At 65.6% G+C, this 20,216-nt stretch carries 17 protein-coding genes; 12 read left to right on the top strand and 5 right to left on the bottom strand.

The annotated features are described in order from the left end of the window. The first annotated feature begins 70 nt into the window (after positions 1 to 70). The 3 genes from TSA1_RS19220 to TSA1_RS19230 all read left to right on the top strand — a co-directional run bounded on the left by TSA1_RS19220 (position 71) and on the right by TSA1_RS19230 (position 4,394). Positions 71 to 1,417, top strand: a complete 1,347-nt coding sequence (locus TSA1_RS19220; protein WP_100177726.1) for a lipopolysaccharide biosynthesis protein — start codon at positions 71 to 73, stop codon at positions 1,415 to 1,417. Between the two features lie 238 nt (positions 1,418 to 1,655). Continuing rightward, a complete protein-coding gene (locus TSA1_RS19225; RefSeq protein WP_100177727.1) occupies positions 1,656 to 2,831 on the top strand; it encodes a glycosyltransferase family 4 protein in 1,176 nt (391 codons plus the stop codon). A gap of 27 nt (positions 2,832 to 2,858) precedes the next feature. Beyond that, positions 2,859 to 4,394, top strand: coding sequence for a glucosamine inositolphosphorylceramide transferase family protein (locus tag TSA1_RS19230; RefSeq protein WP_100177728.1), 1,536 nt, complete (start codon positions 2,859 to 2,861; stop codon positions 4,392 to 4,394). A 94-nt stretch (positions 4,395 to 4,488) separates the two neighbouring features. Here the strand turns inward: TSA1_RS19230 and TSA1_RS19235 are convergent, their stop codons facing one another. The 5 genes from TSA1_RS19235 to TSA1_RS19255 all read right to left on the bottom strand — a co-directional run bounded on the left by TSA1_RS19235 (position 4,489) and on the right by TSA1_RS19255 (position 10,590). Then, positions 4,489 to 5,436 carry an ABC transporter substrate-binding protein gene (locus TSA1_RS19235; RefSeq protein WP_100177729.1) on the bottom strand — a complete coding sequence of 316 codons (948 nt, stop codon included), beginning with the start codon at positions 5,434 to 5,436 and terminating at the stop codon, positions 4,489 to 4,491. An 87-nt stretch (positions 5,437 to 5,523) separates the two neighbouring features. Beyond that, on the bottom strand, positions 5,524 to 6,564 hold the full coding sequence (locus TSA1_RS19240; RefSeq protein ID WP_100177730.1) for an ABC transporter permease subunit: 1,041 nt from the start codon (positions 6,562 to 6,564) through the stop codon (positions 5,524 to 5,526). After that, the gene (locus TSA1_RS19245; RefSeq protein ID WP_100177731.1) at positions 6,557 to 8,080 is read right to left on the bottom strand and encodes a sugar ABC transporter ATP-binding protein; all 1,524 of its coding nucleotides are present in this window, start codon (positions 8,078 to 8,080) and stop codon (positions 6,557 to 6,559) included. The genes TSA1_RS19240 and TSA1_RS19245 overlap by 8 nt, the downstream gene beginning before the upstream one ends. Positions 8,081 to 8,207: 127 nt before the next feature. Continuing rightward, positions 8,208 to 9,653, bottom strand: a complete 1,446-nt coding sequence (xylB, locus tag TSA1_RS19250) for a xylulokinase (protein WP_100177732.1) — start codon at positions 9,651 to 9,653, stop codon at positions 8,208 to 8,210. Between the two features lie 13 nt (positions 9,654 to 9,666). Next, positions 9,667 to 10,590, bottom strand: coding sequence for a LysR family transcriptional regulator (locus TSA1_RS19255; protein ID WP_100177733.1), 924 nt, complete (start codon positions 10,588 to 10,590; stop codon positions 9,667 to 9,669). A 107-nt stretch (positions 10,591 to 10,697) separates the two neighbouring features. On the opposite strand from TSA1_RS19255, the gene TSA1_RS19260 reads away from it, so the two are divergent. The 9 genes from TSA1_RS19260 to TSA1_RS19300 are packed head-to-tail and all read left to right on the top strand — an operon-like array spanning position 10,698 to position 20,182. Then, positions 10,698 to 11,021 carry a Dabb family protein gene (locus tag TSA1_RS19260; protein ID WP_100177734.1) on the top strand — a complete coding sequence of 108 codons (324 nt, stop codon included), beginning with the start codon at positions 10,698 to 10,700 and terminating at the stop codon, positions 11,019 to 11,021. Continuing rightward, positions 11,018 to 12,097 carry a maleylacetate reductase gene (locus TSA1_RS19265; RefSeq protein ID WP_100177735.1) on the top strand — a complete coding sequence of 360 codons (1,080 nt, stop codon included), beginning with the start codon at positions 11,018 to 11,020 and terminating at the stop codon, positions 12,095 to 12,097. The genes TSA1_RS19260 and TSA1_RS19265 overlap by 4 nt, the downstream gene beginning before the upstream one ends. Before the next feature lie 4 nt (positions 12,098 to 12,101). After that, a complete protein-coding gene (locus tag TSA1_RS19270) occupies positions 12,102 to 13,466 on the top strand; it encodes an amidohydrolase family protein (protein ID WP_100177736.1) in 1,365 nt (454 codons plus the stop codon). Positions 13,467 to 13,487: 21 nt separating this feature from the next. Beyond that, a complete protein-coding gene (locus tag TSA1_RS19275) occupies positions 13,488 to 14,390 on the top strand; it encodes an NAD(P)-dependent oxidoreductase (RefSeq protein WP_100177737.1) in 903 nt (300 codons plus the stop codon). A gap of 15 nt (positions 14,391 to 14,405) precedes the next feature. Beyond that, the gene (locus tag TSA1_RS19280; RefSeq protein ID WP_100177738.1) at positions 14,406 to 15,290 is read left to right on the top strand and encodes an intradiol ring-cleavage dioxygenase; all 885 of its coding nucleotides are present in this window, start codon (positions 14,406 to 14,408) and stop codon (positions 15,288 to 15,290) included. Between the two features lie 60 nt (positions 15,291 to 15,350). Continuing rightward, positions 15,351 to 16,745, top strand: a complete 1,395-nt coding sequence (locus TSA1_RS19285; protein WP_100177739.1) for an FAD-linked oxidase C-terminal domain-containing protein — start codon at positions 15,351 to 15,353, stop codon at positions 16,743 to 16,745. After that, positions 16,742 to 18,265 (top strand): sugar ABC transporter ATP-binding protein, encoded by a 1,524-nt coding sequence (locus TSA1_RS19290; protein WP_100177740.1) that lies wholly within the window; start codon positions 16,742 to 16,744, stop codon positions 18,263 to 18,265. Before TSA1_RS19285 ends, TSA1_RS19290 begins: the two co-directional genes overlap by 4 nt. Then, complete coding sequence (locus TSA1_RS19295; RefSeq protein WP_100177741.1) at positions 18,258 to 19,208, top strand: ABC transporter permease; 951 nt, start codon at positions 18,258 to 18,260, stop codon at positions 19,206 to 19,208. The genes TSA1_RS19290 and TSA1_RS19295 overlap by 8 nt, the downstream gene beginning before the upstream one ends. Continuing rightward, positions 19,205 to 20,182, top strand: a complete 978-nt coding sequence (locus tag TSA1_RS19300) for an ABC transporter permease (RefSeq protein WP_100177742.1) — start codon at positions 19,205 to 19,207, stop codon at positions 20,180 to 20,182. Before TSA1_RS19295 ends, TSA1_RS19300 begins: the two co-directional genes overlap by 4 nt. Positions 20,183 to 20,216: the final 34 nt, after the last annotated feature.

Raw genomic sequence — 20,216 nt, forward strand, 5'->3', positions numbered from 1 at the left:
TGTCGGCATGCTAGGTTGTCGCCAATACCGGAACATGTCTCTTCAGGAGAGAGCCGCTCCTTAGATTTCCATGATCGAATTCATCCTCCAGCTGTTGCGGCGTGACGTCACGCGCGGTGTCGTCGGTACCATCCTCCTCAAGGTTGGCAGCGGCGCGCTTGCGTTTGCGCTGTTCTCGCTGGCGGCGCGAACGATGTCGCCCGACGGCTTCGGCATCTTTGCGACCTGGCTTTCGGTTGCGCAGATCGCCGCCGTCATCGGACTGGTCGGGCAGGAATCCTTGCTGGTTCGCTTCCTGAACGAATACCAGGTCGGCGAGCGGCCGGACCTCACCAAAGGCGTGCTGCTGTCGAGCTTCAAGATCACTTCGGTCGCCATGCTGATCGTGATTGTCGGCATCGCCATTGCGGCGAACATGAGAGGCGACTGGTGGGTGCTGATCCTCGCGGTGTCGGCCTACACGGCGGTGAACGCCGGCGTGATGCTCGGCAGCCAGGTCGCACGCTCATTGGTCAGCATCCTCATGGGCGAAGGAAATCGCGAGTTCTTCTGGCGGGTCATCGTCGTCCTCTTCCTGCTCGCCATGCTGCTCGTACACCGGAAGCTTGATCCCGCCGAGTTGTTCGCGGTGATGACCGTTGCCATGTCCGTCAGCCTCGCTGCGCAGATCATCTCGATCGCACGCGTGCTGCCTGATCTGCGCGGCACGGCTGCGCGTTCCGAAACATCTCGCTGGAACTCGAGCGCCCTTCACTTCTGGCTCGCATCCATCCTCGAGGTCGCAAACCAGTATTTCGACGTCATCCTCGTCTACTGGATGCTCGATCCAACGACGGCCGGAATCTATTTTGCCGCCTCACGCCTCGCCAACATCTTCGCCATGGTTTCGGCGGCATTGTACACGTTCGGCGCGCGCCGCCTTCCCTCGCTGTATTTCAGCAAGAACCATCTGGAGTTCGAGCGAACGCTGCGGTTGATGGCGGAAGTGACGGCGCTTTGCGTGGCCGCCGGGCTCGCCACCGTCTGGGTCGGCGGCCCCTATCTCCTCAACCTGTTCGGACCTCATTTCACCGAGCAGCATTCGGTCTTGATCGTGCTCGCAATCGGAACGGCCATCCAGGCCGCTGGCGGCCCGTCCGCAGCAATCCTTCAGCTGACCGGCCACGAACGGATCTATGTTCCCGTCGTCGCCGCCAACGTCGCGCTGCGGCTCGCGGGATTTCTCGTCCTCATTCCCTGGCTCGGCTTGCTCGGCGCGGCGATTTCCGCCACGGTGTCGCTGGCGCTCGCAACCATTGCGCTGAACGTCCTCTGCCGCCGGCGAACGGGCGTGGATCCTTCAATCCTCGTGCTTTTGCGCTTCGGCGCCCTGAAGCGCGGCAAATATGCCGTCCGCGGCATCGACCCCGGTGAATAGTCCGCAATCGTGGCATCGCTCTGCAGCCCTTGGCCATGAGTCTGCGCCGCGCAGGTCCGATTGGTTAACGCGCTTCCTGCGCAGCGTTCGGGAACCAGTAGAATGGCTGCGCGAACGATCTCAACAACCGAGCCTTGCATTAACTCCGTTTGTGTCTAGCCGGTGTCCACGCGATGCCCGCATGATAGGTACGGTGTTAAGAAGGTGAAGATTTCGTTTCTCTAGCGGGTCGGGATCCGTGCTCCACTATCAGCCGAACAAGGAATTGGGCGAGACGACCGCAACTGCACCTGCGCGGTCAAACGGCCGCGGACGAAAGCTGCACGTGCTTCTCGCGCAAACCCAGGCCGAGAACGCCGGCGCGCAGGAGATCTCCAGGCTGCTCGGCGCCGGGCTGACCGCGCGCGGCTACCGCGTCACCAACCTCTTCTTCTTCCGCAAATCGGATTCCTTCGACGAGCCGCCCGATACGCTCTACTGCGCGCCGAGCCGGCCGGGCAATCCGCTGGCGCTGCTGCGGATGCTGTGGACGCTCGGCCGTCATGTCAGGACGATCGAGCCCGACGCCGTTCTGACATTCCAGCATTTCGGCAACGTCATCGGCGCCGGCGTGACGCGCCTCGTCAGCCGCGCACCTGTCATCGCCAATCAGGTTTCATCCGCGCTGTCGATGAGCTGGCCCGTTCGCACCGCCGACATCGTCATGGGCAGCGCCGGCTTCTTCGACCGCATCACGCTCAATTCGCACGATATGGAGCGCGAATATTCGGGCTATCCCGCAGCCTACCGATCGCGCATGGTGCATGTGCCGCATGGCTTCGACGACAAGGCCCTCACCCTGACGAAGGAGGCCGCCCGGCAGAGATTCAACCTGCCGCCGGATCGCGTCCTGCTTGGCTGCGCAGCAAGGCTGCATCCGCACAAGCGGCTCGACGCGGCCATCCGTCTGCTGCCGGATGAGCCGTCCTGGCATCTCGCGCTCGCCGGCCAGGGCGCCGACGAAGCCCGGCTGAGGCAGCTGGCGAGCGAGTTGAAGGTGTCGGACAGGCTGCATCTGCTCGGAGAAATCCCCCCGAGCCGGATGGCGGACTTTCTCGCCTGCCTGGACGTGTTCGTGTTCCCGACCCAGGCCGAGACTTTCGGTCTGGCTGCGGTCGAAGCGGCGAACGCCGGTGTTCCCTCGGTCGTCACCGATCTTCCTGTCCTGCGCGAAGTGTTGTCTTACGAAGGCAAGCCGACGGCGCTCTTCGTCGACGCCTCCGATCATGCGAAGCTGGCGGCGGCCGTCTCCAGGCTGCTGACGGACCAGCATTTGAGCGACGAGCTGCGACAAAACGCCAAAGGCCTGCGGTTGCGCTATTCGGTAGATGCCATGGTGGAGGAATACGTTCGAATTCTCGGCCAGGTCCTCTGACCGGACGATTGGAATGATGGGCTCGACATGATCATCGAGTTTCGCTGTGAACGTGAGTACGCGCGGCGCTGGATGAGCCGCGAGACGCTATCGATCGACGGCCGGGACGTTCCGGTTCAAATCGCGTGGACGGCAACGGCCGAGCCGCGGCCCGCAGGTCTCGACGCCCTGTTCGAGCTCGAGCGCATGGTGCTGCACAAGAGCCAGCACAGCGGCGCCAACAGGCTGAACGTCGATTCGGCGCCGCCGCAGGCTCGCACCGAGACAGCCGACGTGATCGTCGATTTCACCGGCGGCGCGCGCGATCCGAGCAACTCCGCCCGGCTGTATCTCCGTCCGCTGTTCAATGGCGTCGCCGGCGAAAACGCCGCGCTCGCCGCCATCCTGGCCGGCGACCTGCCGGTGATCGACATCGTCAACGAGATCGACGGCTCGGTTCTCGATCGCGGCCATCCATCCAGCGAAATTGCCGCAGGCCTCGGCGGCGCGCTGGAAACCGTCATGGCGCGAACACTGACCATGGTCGCGGCGATCCTGTCGGGAAGGCCGCGGATTGTGCCGCAGCTGGCGCCCCTCGCCGGCAACGGCTCGCGCCGCGGCCCTGTCGGCTACGTCACACGCGGCCTTGCCGTCTCGATCGCCAAGGAGATCTATCGCCTCTGCTGCTATGCTCCGCATTGGCATGTCGGCTGGCGCTTCAATGACGGCGCAGGCGTCTGGCAGACCGGCGATCTATCAGGTCCAAGCTGGAACGTGCTGGGAGATCCCGGCAGCCATTTCTACGCGGATCCCTTTCCGATCACGTGGCACGGGCGAACGTTCGTCTTCTTCGAGGACCTCGATCACCGCGTCGGCAAGGGCATCATCTCGGCGATCGAGTTCGGTGACAATGGGCCGACCGGCGCGGCCGTGCCGGTGCTGGAGGAGCCCTGGCACCTCTCCTATCCGTTTCTGATCGAAGACGGTGGCGAGTTGTGGATGATTCCGGAGAGCTCGATCCACAAGGACGTCGCTCTCTACAAGTGCGTTCGCTTCCCCGACAAATGGGAGCGGCACGCGACGCTGCTGTCGGGACTCGAGCTGGCCGATGTCACGATCACGCAGCACAACGGCCTGCACTATCTGTTCGGAGCCTGGCGCGACGGAACTGGCGGCTACTCGGATTCGCTGGCGATCTATTACGCTGATCACCTCCTGGGCCCCTGGCTGCCGCACGCCAGCAATCCGGTCCTGATCGACCGCGCGAGCACGCGGCCGGCGGGGAATTTCGTCACGATCAACGGCAGACTGTGGCGCCCGGTTCAGAACTGCACCGACGGATACGGGGCGGCCCTCGCGCTTGCGGAAGTGGTCGAACTGTCGCCGACGACATTCAGGCAGATCGTCCGCCATTCCCTGAAGCCCGGACCGGCATGGCCCGGCAGGAAGCTCCACACCCTGAACCGCTGCGGCCGGCTCGAGGTGATCGACGGCTCGCATGTCCAACCCAAGACCCGCGCTCTCGCGAGCAGATCCCCATCTGCCGTGTTACCCGCGCGAACCAATCCCTCCACCGCCCGCTAGAGCGGCGCCAGTTGGCGGCCTTGCGCTGCGGACGGCGTGGATCAAACATGCCGCCCGTCGTTTCGTAGTTGGCCCCTCAGAAAGGGACGGCGTCCTACTGCGAGCGATCCGAGGTCCAGCCCTTGTACTGGGCGACATTGTCCCTGGTCACGAGCTTGGACGGCAGCAGCTCGACGGTCGAGGCCGGCTTCTCGCCATTGAGAATGCCGACGCCGACCTGCACGGCCCGCCGCGCCATGAAGAACGGGTCCTGCGAGGCCGAGGCCTGGATCTGCGGCGACTGCGGATCTTTCAGCGCGGCCTCGATATCGGGCGCGCCGTCGACCGCGGTGATGACGATGCCGCTGCGGTTCTGCTGGCGCGCCGCAAGATCGGTGCCGATCGCCTGCGGATCGTTGATGGCGAAGATGGCGTCGATCTTGGGGAAGCGGGTCAGATAGCCTTGCGCAACGGTGAGGCCGCCTTCGCGCGAGCCTTTGCCGTCCTGGTCGCTGGACAACACCTTGATGCCGGGGTTCTTCGAGAACACGTTCTTGCAACCGACGACGCGGTCGATCACGGCGGAGACCTGCGGGCCGTTCTGGATGATGACGTCGCCCTTGCCCCCCAACTTGTCGACGATGTACTGGCAGGAGATCTCGCCGGCCTGCACGTTGTTGGTGGTCACGGTGGCATCGGCGCCTTCGGCCGCAGTATCAACCGCGACGACGACGATGCCCGCCGCCTGCGCCTTCTTGATCGCCGGCCCGATCGCCTTGGGATCGCCGGGGTTGAGCAGGATCAGGTCGACGCCGGCGGCGATGAAATTGTCGATCTGGGTGACCTGCTTGCCGAGATCGTATTCGAAGCCAACCGCGGTGATCTTCACGTTGGGGTTGGTCTTCTTCGCCTCGAACTCGGCGCCCTTCGACAGCGCGACGAAGAACGGGTTGCCCATCGAGCCCAGCGAGACGCCGATCGACTTGAGCTCCTTGGCGAAGGACGGCGCGGTGGTCAGGGCGAGCGCCATCGCGGCGCCGGCGAGCGTGGTCTTCTTCAACATTGGCTTCCTCCCTGGTCTGTCTTCGTCCCCGGCGCGGCAGACCAGTTGCCGCAACGGAACTTCGATTTTCAAGCTCTGGCGGAGCCTTCAAGTTCTGGCGGAGCCCTGCAGCCGATAGCGATCGAGTGCCACGGCGCCGATGATCACCAGTCCCTTGATGACATACTGCCAGATGTCGGAGACGCCGACGAGAATGAGGCCGTTCGAGAGAACGGCGATGATCAGCGCCCCGACCAGCGTACCCCAGATCGAGCCGATGCCGCCGACGAACGAGGTGCCGCCGAGGATCACGGCGGTGATGGCGTCGAGCTCGTAGCTCTGTCCGAGCTGCAGGCCGTTGGCCGCATAGAGCCGCGCCGCCTGCATCGCCCCGCCGAGCCCGGCGAAAAGTCCGGAGACGCCGTAGACGAAGATCACCACGGCCCAGACCTTGATGCCCGCAAGCCGCGCCGCGCTCTCATTGCCGCCCACCGCATAGATGTGCACGCCGAGCACGGTCCGGCGCAGCACCAGCCACGAAATGACGATGACGAGCAAGGCGATCACCGAGAGCCACGGGATCGATGCGACGCCGGGAATGAGGGTCAGCGAGCCGTTGCCGATGAAGGCATAGGGAATGGACGGATTGAACACGGTGGTATCGGCCCCGAGCAGCCGCGCAAGGCCCCGCACGGCAGTGAGAGAGCCGAGCGTGACGATGAAGGGCGGCAGGCGGAGCAGCGCAATCAACGCGCCGTTGACGATTCCAAAACCAAGGCCGGTGAGCAGCGACGCCGGCAGCCACAGCATTCCAAGCTCCGGCAACTTGGAGAGCGTCAACCCGGCCATCGCGGAGGCCGCCAGGATCGAGCCGACCGAAAGGTCGATGCCGCCGGTGAGGATGACGAAGGTCATGCCTGCGGCGAGCACGGTGTTCACGGCGGCCTGCTGCAACACGATCCCGAGATTCTGCCCGGTGAAGAAACGTCCGTCGGACAGGAAATGGAAGCCGATGCAGAGGATCAGCAGCACCGGCAGCATACCCAGCGCGCTGATCAGCACCCTCACGCGCTGGCGCCTCGTCTCTGCGGCAGCACCGTTGGTCGTCGTCGGGGCGGACTGAGCCTCCGCAGCACCATTGTCAGGCATCGAGATGCTCCATCCCCGTGGCAAACGCCATGATGTCTTCCTGTGTCAGCGGCGAAGTGGGGCCGCGCGTGACCTCGCCGGCGATGTGCCCGGCGCGCATCACGACGACGCGGTCGCAGATGCCGATGATTTCGGGGAGATCGGACGAGATGACCAGGATCGCGGTGCCGGCCTTGGCCAGATTGTCGATGATCGAGTAGATCTCCGACTTGGCACCGACATCGACGCCGCGCGTCGGCTCGTCGAGGATCAACACCTTTGGCCCAATGGCCAGAAGCCGCGACAGCAGCAGCTTCTGCTGATTGCCGCCGGACAGGCCGCCGGCGGGGACGCCGACATCGGCGGCGCGGATGCTGAGACCTGCGAAGGCCCGGTCGGCGCGTTCGCGCGCCTTGTCGCGATCCAGGAACCAGCCGAGCTTCGCATCGCGGCCGAGCACGGCGAGATTGATGTTGTCCAGGCACGACATGTCGAGAAACAGCCCGAGCGCCTTCCTGTCCTCGGTCAGGTAGGCGATCCCGGCCTCGAGCGCCTCACTCGGCGTGCGGATCTCGATCGGGCGGCCCTCAAGCTCGAGACGCCCTGACGTTCGCGGCGCCGCCCCGATGATGAGATGCGCAAGCTCGGTGCGGCCGGCGCCGACGAGACCGGCAAGCCCGACCACCTCGCCCGCATGCACGGTGAGCGAGCAGCCCTTGACACGCCGGCCATCGGCCATGTCGATCGCAGCGAGCACGGGATGTCCGCGCCCCGCCTTGGGATCGTGGTCCTTCTTGTAGAACGATGAGACGTCGCGCCCCACCATCATCCGCACGATGGCGTCGGCACGAATCTCGCCCTTGTCGAGCGAGCCGACCAGCCGACCGTCGCGCAGCACGGTGACGCGGTCGCCGAGCGCGTAGACCTCGTCCATGCGATGCGAGATGTAGATGATGGCGAGTCCCTCGGCGCGAAGCTGGCGGATCAGCGCGAACAGCCGCGCGCTCTCGCCGGCAGACAACGCGGTGGTCGGCTCGTCCATGATCAGGATCTTTGATCTCGCGTGCAGCGCACGCGCGATCTCGACAAGTTGCCGCTGCCCCATGGAGAGATGCGCGACCAGCGTCGATGGCAGGAAGTCTGCGCCCAGCCGTTTCAGGATGGGACCGACGCCCTCGCGCATCTCGCCGCGCGCCAGCATTCCCGAACGCGAGATCTCGCGGCCGAGATAAATATTCTCCGCCACGGTGAGGTTGGGAGCGAGCGACAGTTCCTGATAGATGATGGCGATCCCCGCATTGCGGCCGCCGAGCGGACCTTCGATCCGTACCGGGTGTCCTTCGATGCGGATCTCGCCGCCGGGATCGGGCCTGTAGGCGCCGGACAGGATCTTCATCAGCGTCGACTTGCCGGCGCCGTTCTCCCCCATCAAGGCATGGACTTCGCCGGCATAGACGGTGAGATCGACAGCACGCAGCGCCTTGATGCCAAAGAAGGATTTTGAGACCCCGCGCATCTCGAGGATCGGATCGTTCATCGTGCCTCCCGGCGCAATGCGTTTCCCACCCGCGTCTCGATCTTCTGTCAGCGCGGCTCACGCATTAAACAAAAGGCCGCGGCGCAGGGCAATACTGAACACAACAGAATGCAACCTCGCGGCGGCGCTAGTGGCGCGGCCGATACAGTTCGCGCCACGCGTGAAGCCGCTCGGCATACGCATCCGTCAGCCCGGCGTCAGGTTCGAATGCTTCGATGCGCTGCGGCCGCGTGCATACCGTGTCGATTGCCTCGCCGGTGACAGCAAGTCGCCCCAATCTCGCCGCACCGAACGCCGCGCCGGTCTCGCCTCCGGCCAAGCGATGGATCCGTACGTTCAGTACGTTCGCCAGCACCGAGAGCCAGAACGCCGACCGTGAGCCACCGCCGATGACATCGGCCTCCGCAATCTCGATGCCGGCATCGGCGAGCGCATCGCGGCAATCGGCAAGTGCGAAGGCAACGCCTTCGAGCACAGCCTGCACGACCGCCGTGCGATCGGTGCCATGACTCAAGCCGTCGAGCGTGCCGCGCACGGCGGGGTCGTCGTGCGGCGTCCGCTCGCCGGCAAGATACGGCAGGAAGCTCACCGGCGACGGCGCCTGCGGACGCGACCCCAACGGCGCCAGCAACTCGGCCTCGGTGATGCCGAACAGGCGCGCGGCCCAGGCGAGGCAGGAGGCGGCCGAGAGGATCGCGCCGGCCTGAATCCACATGCCGGGAACGGCGTGACAAAACGTATGCACCGCACGGTCCGCGTTGGCGGCGATTGTGCTGGTCGGCGCCAGCAAGGCGCCTGAGGTTCCCAGCGATATGAACGCGGTTCCCGGCGCGATGGCGCCGATGCCGACGGCGCCGGCCGGATTGTCGCCGGCACCGCCCGCAATGATCGGCGGCCTGGTCATGCCCCAGCGCCGCGCCAGCTCACCTCGCAGGATCGTTGCGGGCGCGCATCCCTCGACCAGACGCGGCATGTGATCGCGCGACAGGCCGGTCGCCGCCAGCGCCGCGTCCGACCAGTCCCGGCGCGCGGCGTCGAGCCATAGGGATCCCGATGCGTCCGAGACGTCCTCGATGGCCTCACCGGACAGTACCAGCCGTAGATAGGCCTTTGGCAGCAGGACGAGCTTCGTCGCCGCAAAGACGTCAGGCTCGTGCGTCGCGATCCAGAGCAATTTTGGCGCCGTGAATCCCGGCATCGCCTTGTTGCCGGTCGTCGCGCGCAAGGCGGGCCAGCGTTGCTCCAGGACGCGACACTCAGCGGCCGAGCGTCCGTCGTTCCAGAGGATGCAGGGCCGCAAGGGTCTCGAGCTCGCATCGAGCAGGGTGGCGCCGTGCATCTGGCCGGACAATCCGATGCCTTCGACGGCCGCCAGCTCCGTTCCATGCGACGCCTTCAAGGCATCCAGCGTGGCGAAGACCGCATCGATCCATTGCGCGGGGTCCTGCTCGGAATAGCCTGGCCGCGGCGAGGCGGTCGCGAGCGGGCGGCTCTCGCTTGCGATCACGCGCTGGGCATCGTCGACGAGGACGGTCTTGACTGCGGACGTCCCGAGATCGATGCCGAGATACATGGATGCTTCCCGCTCATTTCGCCGTATCGATCCAGATCCCTGGCTCCGAACGCTCGCGAATATAGCTGACCAGGAAGTCGGAGAAGACCCTGATCTTGGCGGGCAGCCTGACGCGGTTTTGATAGGCAATGTTCATGGTGAGCAGCGGCAGCTCCCAGCCCGTCAGGACGGGCACCAGCCGGCCGGCCGCAATATCGCCCTGCACGATGTAAAGCGGCTGAATCAGGATGCCGAGCCCTGCGCGCGCCGCACCACAGATGATCTGGCCGTCATTGCTGTCGAGCGTCGGTGCGATCCGGATCGTCTGCGTCGTGCTGCCTTGGCTCAGCTTCAACGAATAGGGATCGTTGGCGAGATTGTAGATCAGCATGTTGTGGCGAGCGAGATCGGCGGGATGCTCCGGCACGCCATGCTTCTCCAGATATGACGGGGCAGCGGCGAGCACGCGGTGCATCTGGCCGATACGGCGTACGACGATGTTGGAATCCGGCTCGTGTTCCCGCGTGCGGATCGCGACGTCGATGCCGGCCTCGATGAAGTCCAGATAGCGGTTTGCGCTGATGATCTGCACGCTGAGATCGGGATAGAGCGCGCGGAAGCCGGGCAGCATCGGCGCAAGGTAGATCATCGCGAAGGACAGCGAGCTCGTCACGCGCAGCATGCCCTTCGGCGACAGCGCGCGGTCGGAGACGGCGTCCTCGGCCTCGGCGAGTTCGTTCAACAGCGTGCTGCAGCGCTGCAGCAGTTCCTGCCCTGCCTCGGTCAGCCATTGCCGGCGCGTGTTGCGCTCGATCAGCCGGACCGCAAGCCGCTCCTCCAGCGCGCTGAGGTGACGACTGGCGGCGGCGTTCGACATCCGGAGGATTTCGGCAGCTTTGGAAAGACTGCCGAGTTCGGCCGTTTTGGCGAAGACCTCGAGTTGGAGCAGCCGGTCCATTTTTGCGAAATAAGGAAAAGAGACTTACAAATTTTGTCCTTTATTTCCGATTTCTGCAAGTCAAAATGACGCCAACAAAGCACTATTGCAGGCGAGGAAATCAGGAAATGTCGGGCCCGATCAGGCACATCGTGATGTGGCGGCTGCGCGGGGAGACCCCCGAGGAGCGCTCCGCCGCCCGGGTCAAGGTCAAGACCCTGTTCGAGGGCCTCAAGGGACGGATCGACGGCCTCACCCATATCGAGGTCGGCATGGACGTCAGTGCCGTCGACTATGCCTGCGACGTGGTCCTGTTCTCCGAATTCACCGACCAGGCCGCGCTCAGCTCCTATGCCAACCATCCGGAACATCTGCGCGTCCGTGAGGCGCTTGGCGACTTGCGGATCGGACGCTTCCAGGTCGATTATCCCATCAAAGAGACCGGCGCATGATCGGTTCGTTCACCTTTGAAAACCTGCCCTGCCGTGTCGTGTTCGGCAGCGGAACCTTGGCTGCGGCGAAGGCCGAAGTCGAGCGGCTCGGCGGCACGCGCGCGCTGGTGCTGACGACGCCGCAGCAGGAGGCGCAGGGCAAAAGTCTCGGGGCCGCGCTCGGCGCGCTCTATGCCGGCATCTTTCCCGGCGCCACCATGCATACCCCGGTCGAGGTCACCGAGCGGGCGCTCGCCGCGATGAAGGCGTGCGAGGCCGACTGCGTCGTGGCGCTCGGCGGCGGCTCGACCACCGGCCTCGGCAAGGCGCTGGCCTTGCGCACCGGCGTCAACCAGCTCTGCATTCCCACCACCTATGCCGGCTCGGAGATGACGCCGATCGTCGGCCAGACCGAGAACGGCCTGAAGACCACGGTGCGCGATGCGGCGATCCTGCCGGAGACCGTGATCTATGATGTCGACCTGACTCTGACGCTGCCGGCGAGCATGGCCGCGACCTCGGGCATCAATGCGATCGCCCATGCGGTCGAGGCGCTCTATGCGCGCGATACCAATCCCGTCACATCGCTGATGGCGGAAGAAGGCATCCGCGCGCTGGCCCGCGCCCTGCCCGCGATCGCCGCGAAAAGCGACGACCGCGAGGCGCGCACCGAGGCGCTCTATGGCGCCTGGCTGTGCGGCGTCTGCCTCGGCACCGTCGGCATGGCGCTGCATCACAAGCTTTGCCACACACTCGGCGGCACTTTTGATCTGCCTCACGCGGAAACCCACACCATCGTGCTGCCGCATGCGCTCGCCTACAACGCGCCGGCCGTGCCCGATGCGATGACGCGGATCTCGCGCGCGATCGGCGCGGCCGATGCGGCGCGGGGACTCTTCGATCTCGCAAGACAGCTTGGTGCGAAGCTGGCGCTGCGCGATATCGGCATGCCCGAGAGCGGGATCGACAGGGCGGCCGATCTTGCGGTGACGAATGCCTATTGGAATCCGCGTCCGCTCGACCGCAACGCCATCCGCGACCTGATCGCACGCGCCTGGGCCGGCGAGCCGCCCGGCGCCGTCAAAGCGGCGGCTTGAGGCGATGCGACGCACGCTGATCAGATCGGCCACCGTCATCACCATGGATGACGCGATCGGCGACCTCGCGACCGGCGACGTGCTGGTCGAGGGCAGCCGCATCATTGACGTGCGCCCGTCGATCGACGTCGCGGCCGACACGGAGGTTGTCGACGGCGCGGGCCGCATCGTCATCCCCGGTCTGATCAACGCCCACATGCATACCTGGCAGACGGGCTTGCGCGGCTTTGCCGCGAACTGGACGCTGCTGGAATATTTCCGCCGCATGCATGCCGGGCTCGCGACCGTGTTCCGGCCCGACGACATCCACATCGCCACCCTCGTCGGCGCGCTGAACCAGATCAACCACGGCGTCACGACGCTGGTCGACTGGTGCCACAACAATCCGACGCCAGATCACACCGACGCTGCCGTGCGCGGCCTGATCGAAAGCGGCATCCGCGCCGCCTTCTTCCATGGTTCGCCCAAACCGGAGCCGAAGCCGGGCGAGCCGCATTTCTCGGAAGTGCCGCATCCGCGCCGCGAAGTCGAGCGGCTGCTGGCCGGCCCCCTCGCCGATCGCGACGGCCTCGTCACGCTCGGGCTCGCCATTCTCGGCCCGCATTATTCAACGCTCGACGTCGCCATGCACGATTTCCGCCTGGCGCGGGAGCTGAAGCTGATCGCATCGATGCATCAGGGCGGCGGACCGGCGAAAACGCCCGGCGGTTGGGAGAAGCTGATCGAGGCCGGCCTCGTCGGCGCCGGCGTCAACGTCGTTCATGGCAATGACCTGCCCGACAATCTGCTCGACCGGATGGTCGATCTCGGCATGTCCTTCTCGGTCACGCCCGAGAACGAGATGATCCAGGGCCACGGCTTCCCGATCACCGGGCGGCTGCTCGAACGCGGCGTGCGACCGACCATCGGCGTCGATCTGGAATCGGTGCTGGCCGGCGATCTTCTCTCCGCCGCACGCGTCGCCCTCTCCATGCAGCGGGCACTCGACAACGCGGAGGCGCGCAAGACCCACGGCACCATTCCGGCGACGACCACGATTCCCGTCCGGGAGGCGCTGCGCTGGCTCACGATGGAAGGCGCCCGCATGCTCGGTCGCGAACACCACATCGGCTCGCTGACGCCCGGCAAGCTGGCCGACCTCGTCATCGTCAACGCCTCCGACCTCAATCTCCATCCGGTCCACGATCCCGTCGCGACCGTGGTGATGCAGACGAGCCTCGCCAATATCGAGTCCGTCATGATCGGCGGTGCGTGGAAGAAGCGGAGCGGCCGGCTGCTGGTCGACGATCTGGAGACGAAGAAGGAACTGCTGGCGCGATCGGGGCGCCGGCTGGTGCAGGACATCGAACGACAAGGACGCGCCGCCTGAAGGCGCCCATGGATAGGAACAATGACAGACACCTCTAAAAGCGTCGCGTTCATCGGTATCGGCAAGATGGGTCTGCCGATGTCGGTGCTCGTCGCCAAGGCCGGCTACGCCGTCACCGCGTTCGACCAGAGCGCCGCGCGGATCGCGGAGGCGCGTGCACAGGGCATTTCGATTGCCGCTTCGCCCGCCGAGGCCGTGAGCGGCAAGGCCGCCGTCATCACATCCCTGCCCGACGACGCGGCTTTGCGCGGCGCGCTGCTCGGCTCCGCCGGCCTCATTGCGGCGATGGCGCCCGAAACCGTCCTGATCGAAACCAGCACGGTGAGCGTCGAGGCCTCCACGGAGGTTGCAGCCGCGGCGCAGGCGCGCGACATCGCCTATCTGCGTTCGCCGGTCTCCGGCAACGCCAGCATCGTTCACACCGGTGCCCTGACTTGCTTCATCTCGGGTCCGAAGGACGCCTTCGACAACGCAAAACCTCTGTTTGCTGCCTTCACCCGCGCGCAGACCTATCTCGGGCCGACCGAGGAAGCGCGCTACGCAAAGCTCTCGGTCAATCTGATGATCGCGGTGTCGGCGGCGATGATGGCGGAGAGTCTCGCATTGGCGCGCAAGGGCGGCATCGCCTGGCAGGACATCCTGAAAGTGCTCGACGACAGCGCGGTCGCCTCCCCCATGGTGAAGTACAAGACCGCACCGCTGCGCACGCGGGACTTCAAGTCCACCTTCTCCTGCAAGCAGATGGCCAAGGATCTCGATCTCATCCTCGGCGCCGGCCATGCCGTCGGCGTGCCGCTTCAACTCGCCGCGCAGGTGCGCGAGACCTATGGCTCGCTGGTCGCGCAAGGCGACGGCGACACCGACTTCATCGCGACCGTCAAGCATCTGGAACGTCTGTCCGGCCTCGGCGAGCCCAAACTCTGATCCACGGAGCCCCATATGCGTAACTTCGACGAGACCACGATCACCGACGCGGTGCTGGAGCGGATCGCGGGCGCGTCCGATCCGCGCATCAAGGAGGTCAGCGAGGCGCTGGTGCGGCACTTGCACGCCTTCGTTCGCGAGGTGCGGCCGACCCAGAAGGAATGGGAGTTCGGCATCGACTTCCTGACCCGCACCGGCCACATGTGCAACGACAAGCGCCAGGAATTCATCCTGCTGTCGGACACGCTCGGCGTCTCCATGCTGGTCGACGCGATCAATCATCCGGTGCCGGAAGGCGCGACGGAGACCACGGTGCTTGGCCCGTTCTTCGTTCAGGCTGCGCCCGAAAAGGACAGCGGCGCCGACATCTCCGGCCCGATGGAAGGCGATCCGATGCTGGTCACCGGCTCGGTCTCGACCGTGGACGGCAAGCCGCTCGCAGGCGCCATCGTCGATGTCTGGCATTCCGACGACGACGGCTATTACGACGTGCAGCAGCTCGACCAGATCGGCGATCTCGCGATGCGCGCCCGCTTTCACACCGACGCCAACGGCCGCTTCCATTTCTGGTCGATCAAGCCTGCCGCCTATCCCATCCCGCATGACGGCCCGGTCGGGGACATGCTGGAGGCCCAGGGCCGCCATCCCTGGCGTCCCGCGCACGTGCACTTCATGATCTCGGCACCGGGCTTCGAGCAGCTCGTCACGCACGTGTTCGTGGCCGGCGACAAATATCTCGACAGCGACGTGGTGTTCGGCGTCAAGGACAGTCTGATCCGCGAATTCACCAGGCATCCCGCCGGCCGTGCGCCGGATGGTCGCATGGTGGACAGCGACTATTTTCATCTCAACTATGATTTCGGCCTGAAGCAGGTTGCGAGCAGCGCAAGAGCCGCCTAAGCCGAACGACAACAGAGCGGACCGGCAAGCGTCCGCGATCGAAGCAGACAGGGAGCAAGGATGGGACCGCGGGTCAGCACGAGCATATTGGCCGATCGCCTCACCGGCATGATCGGCCCGCGCGCGAGCGTTGCGCGCGGCGTGCTCGATCAGCATGGGCAGAGCGAGTCGCATTATCGGAGCCTGCCGCCCGACATCGTCGTCTTCCCCGAGACGACGCAGGAGGTCGCGGAAATCGTCAAGCTCTGCGCCAGTGCGAGCATGCCGGTCGTGCCGTACGGCGCGGGGACCTCGCTCGAAGGCAACGCCGCCGCGGTCGCCGGCGGCGTCTGCTTCGACTTCGCGCGCATGAACAAGGTGCTGGCGGTGCACGACAGCGACATGGATGTCGTCGTGCAACCCGGCATCACGCGCAAGCAGCTCAATGCCGAGCTGCGCAATACCGGCCTGTTCTTCCCGATCGATCCCGGCGCCGACGCCTCGATCGGCGGTATGACGTCGACGCGCGCCTCCGGCACCATGGCCGTGCGCTACGGAACCATGAAGGACAATGTCATGGCGCTGGAGGTGGTGCTGGCCGACGGCCGCGTGATCCGCACCGCCAAACGCGCACGAAAGTCCGCCGCCGGCTATGACCTGACACGCATGTTCGTCGGCGCCGAAGGCACGCTCGGTGTCATCACCGAGATCACCTTGAAGGTGCACCCCGTGCCGCAGGCCATCTCGGCCGCGGTGTGCAGCTTCGACACCCTGCACGATGCCGTCGACACCGCGATCTCCGTGATCCAGTCTGCGATTCCCGTGGCGCGCGTCGAGCTGCTCGACGACGTCATGATGCGCGGCATCAACGCCTACGCCAAGCTCGGCTATCGCGAGGCCCCCACCCTGTTCTTCGAATTCCATGGCTCCGAGGCCTCCGTCGCCGAGCAGGCCGAGGCCGCGCAGGCGATCGCCGCCGACCATGGCGGCCATGGCTTTGCCTGGGCGAAGGCACAGGAAGACCGCAGCCGGCTCTGGCATGCCCGCGACAACACGCTCTATGCCGGCCTCGGCCTGCGACCCGGCGCACGCGCCGTGATCACCGATGTCTGCGTGCCGATCTCGCGGCTGGCGGAATGCCTGACCGAAACGCGGCGCGACGCGGACGAGCACGGTTTCACCGCGCCGATCGTCGGCCATGTCGGCGACGGCAATTTCCACATGCTGATCCTGATCGATCCGGCAAAGCCCGAGGAGGCCGAAGCCGCCAAGGCGCTGCAGGCCCGCATGGTCTCCCGCGCCATCGCCATGGACGGCACCTGCACCGGCGAGCACGGCATCGGGCTCGGCAAGATCGACTATCTCACCGATGAGCTCGGCGAGGCCGTGGATGTGATGCGATCGATCAAGACGGCGCTCGATCCTGATGGACTGATGAACCCCGGCAAGATCTTTGCGAGGGAAGCCAAAGCATGAGCGACGCGCTCCCGATCGAGGTCACCTCGCCCACGCCGCTCTTGGAGCTGCGCGGCATCAGCAAGGAGTTTCCCGGCGTCAAGGCGCTGGATGACGTGTCCTTTGCCGTCTACCCCGGCGAAGTCCACATGCTGCTGGGCGAGAACGGCGCCGGCAAGTCGAGCTTGATGAAGGTGCTGTGCGGCGCTTACCGCGCCGATGCCGGCGAGTTCTATTACAACGGCGCGAAGGTCACGATCTCGTCCACTGCCGATGCGCAGAAGCTCGGCATCGCCGTGATCTTCCAGGAATTCTCCCTGGTCCCCTATCTCGATATCGCCCAGAACATCTTCCTCGGCCGCGAGCCGAAGGGCCGTATTCCCGGCACCATCGACCGCCGCAGGATATTGGCCGATGCCAGGCGCGTGCTCGATACGATCGGCTTCGACATCGATCCCTCCACCACCGTCGACAAGCTGGGCGTTGCGCAGCAGCAGATGGTCGAAATTGCGAAAGCGATCAGCCAGAACGCACGCATCCTCGTGATGGACGAGCCGACTGCCGCGTTGTCCGATCGTGAAACGGAGCTGCTGTTCGCCCTGATCGCGCGGTTGAAGGCTGATGGCGTTTCCATCGTCTACATCTCGCACCGCATGGCCGAGGTGTTCGCGCTCGGCGACCGCATCACGGTCCTGCGCGACGGCCGCCGCATCGACGGCGTCAGGCCCGCCGACGTCACGCCAGACCAGCTCGTGCGCATGATGGTCGGCCGCAATGTCGACATGACCTATCCACGGCACTTTGCCGACAAGCCGGGCGAGGTGCTGCTGGAGGTCAAGGGCCTCTCCGCATCGACCGGCATCTCCGACATCAACATCGAGGTGCGGCGGGGCGAGATCGTCGGCCTGTGCGGCCTGGTCGGTTCCGGCCGCAGCGAAGTCGCGCGCGCCATCTTCGGCGCCGATCCCGTGACGTCGGGCGAGATCATCTTTGACGGCAAGGCCATTTCCGGCGAGCCGGATCTCGCAGCTCGCCGCGGCATCGCGCTGATCCCGGAGAGCCGCAAGAGCGAAGGCCTCGCGCTGCTGCGCTCGGTGAGCGACAACCTCGTGGTCTCGGCGCTGAAGAAGCTTTTCCCGAGCGGACTGTTCGACCAGCGCAGCGCGCAGCGCACCGCCGATGGCCTGATCCGGCAGCTTCGCATCGCAACCCCAAACGCGCGGCAGACCGTCGGCCTGCTCTCCGGCGGCAACCAGCAGAAGGTCGTGATCGGTAAATGGCTCGCTGCAGGCTCAAAGCTCTTCATCTTCGACGAGCCGACACGGGGCATCGACATCGGTGCCAAATCCGAGATCTTCGCGCTCATCGATCGACTGGTGGCCGAAGGCGCGGCAGCCCTGATGATCTCGTCCGAGCAGATCGAGATCTGCCATGTCTGCGACCGCGCCTATGTGATGCGCGAGGGGCGCATTGCCGGACACCTGACGCGCAACGAACTGACCGAGGAGAACATCGTGCGACTGGGGATGCATCATGCGTGAGGCCGCGGTCGTCTCTCAATCCAATCCGCTGCAACGGATTCCCGGCGTCGCCATCGTGCTGGCGCTCCTGATCGCGCTGTTCAGCGTCATCGCGCCGGGCTTCCTGTCGGTCGCCAACCTCTCGAACGTGCTGGTGCAGTCGACCATCCTGACCATGCTCGCGCTGCCGATGACCTTGATCATCATGACCGAGGGCCTGGACCTGTCGATGGGCGCGGTGCTGACGCTGACCTCGCTCTGCGTTGCGATCGTGTCGCTGGCCACCAAATCGATGCTGCTGGGCTTAGGGGCCGGCCTGCTGGTAGGCACGGCCTTCGGGATCGCCAACGGCTGGCTGGTCGCCATGTCAGGCATCCCGCCCTTCGTCGCGACGCTGGGCACGCTCGGCATGGCGCAGGGCCTGTCGCTGATCGTCAGCGACGGCCAGAGCGTGGTCGGCATTCCCCACAGCGTGCGCGACATCTATTCGGCGACGCTTCTCGGCATCCCCGTGCCGATCGTGATGGCGCTGGTGACCTATGCGGCGTTTCACGGCCTGCTCTATCACACCCGCTTCGGCACCTACATCTTCGCGCTCGGCGGCAACCGCGAGGCGCTGCGCTATGCCGGTCTCTCGCCGAACCGGCTCCTGATCGCGGTCTATGCGATCGGCGGCGCCATGGCCGGCATCGCCGGTCTGTTGATGACGGCGCGAATGAATTCCGGTCATCCGACCGCAGGCCTCGGCCTCGAATTCGATGCGATCGCGGCCGTCGCCGTCGGCGGCACCTCGTTCGAGCGCGGCAATGGCTGGCTGCTCGGCACACTGCTCGGTGTCCTCTCCGTCGGCGTGCTGCGCAACGGGCTGAACCTGATCTCGCTGCCGTCCTCGGTGCAGGTCGCAAGCGTCGGCGTCCTCGTCATCGTTGCCCTGTTCCTCGATGGCCTCAGGAGCCGGGCATGACCGACATCACCAAAGACGCCATGATGCCGCCCCGCTCGTTCCTGTCGCAGGATGCCATCCAGGTGTTCTACCGCCTGCTCGCAGCGCTCCTGATCTGTGCGGTACTCGCCGTGCTCAGCGATTCCTTCCTGAGCCTCGGCAACATCCTCAACGTGCTGCGCCAGGCCAGCCTGACCTTCTTCATCGCCTCCGGCCTGACGCTGGTGGTGCTGACCGCCGGCCTCGATCTCTCCGTCGGCGCCAATGTCGCGCTGTCGGCCTGCATCGCCGGCACCGTGATCCACAAGACCGGCTCGCCCGCGCTCGGCATCCTCACCGGGCTTGCCTGCGGCGGCCTCGTCGGCTTGCTCAACGGCATCATGGTGACGGCGCTGCGCATCCCCTCCTTCATCGCCACCTATGGCATGCTCTGGGTGCTGAACGGCCTCACCTACTGGTACATGGCGGGCGAGACATTGCACGGCTTTCCGGCCGGCTTCCGCCAGATCGGCAGCGGCTATCTGTTCGGCCTGCCGATCCCGGTCTATCTGCTGCTGGTGTTCCTCGGCATCGGGACGTTCTTCGCGCAGCGGACGATCTGGGGCCAGGAAATCTATGCGATCGGCGCCAATCCGGTCGCGGCCCGCCTCTCCGGCATTCCCGTCGCGCGCCGCCTGCTGCTGGTCTACGCGGTCTCCGGCACCATGGCGGGGCTCGCCTCGATCATCTTCCTGTCACGGCTCAATTCGGCCGAGGCCGACATCGGCGAGAGCCTGACGCTGCCGGCGATCGCGGCGGTGCTGATCGGCGGGACCTCGCTGTTCGGCGGTGTCGGCACCGTGTTCGGCACCTTCATCGGCGCGCTGATCCTGACCCTGGTGCTGAACGGCATGAACCTGCTCTCCGTCAGCGCCAACTGGCAGCCGCTGGTGACCGGCATCATCGTCATCCTGGCGGTCTGGCTCGACATGAAGACGCGCCGCCGCACGCAATGAGTTATAGTAATCCAACAAGCAAAATGAGGGATGG

Source organism: Bradyrhizobium nitroreducens (genome assembly GCF_002776695.1).
GTDB lineage: Bacteria > Pseudomonadota > Alphaproteobacteria > Rhizobiales > Xanthobacteraceae > Bradyrhizobium > Bradyrhizobium nitroreducens.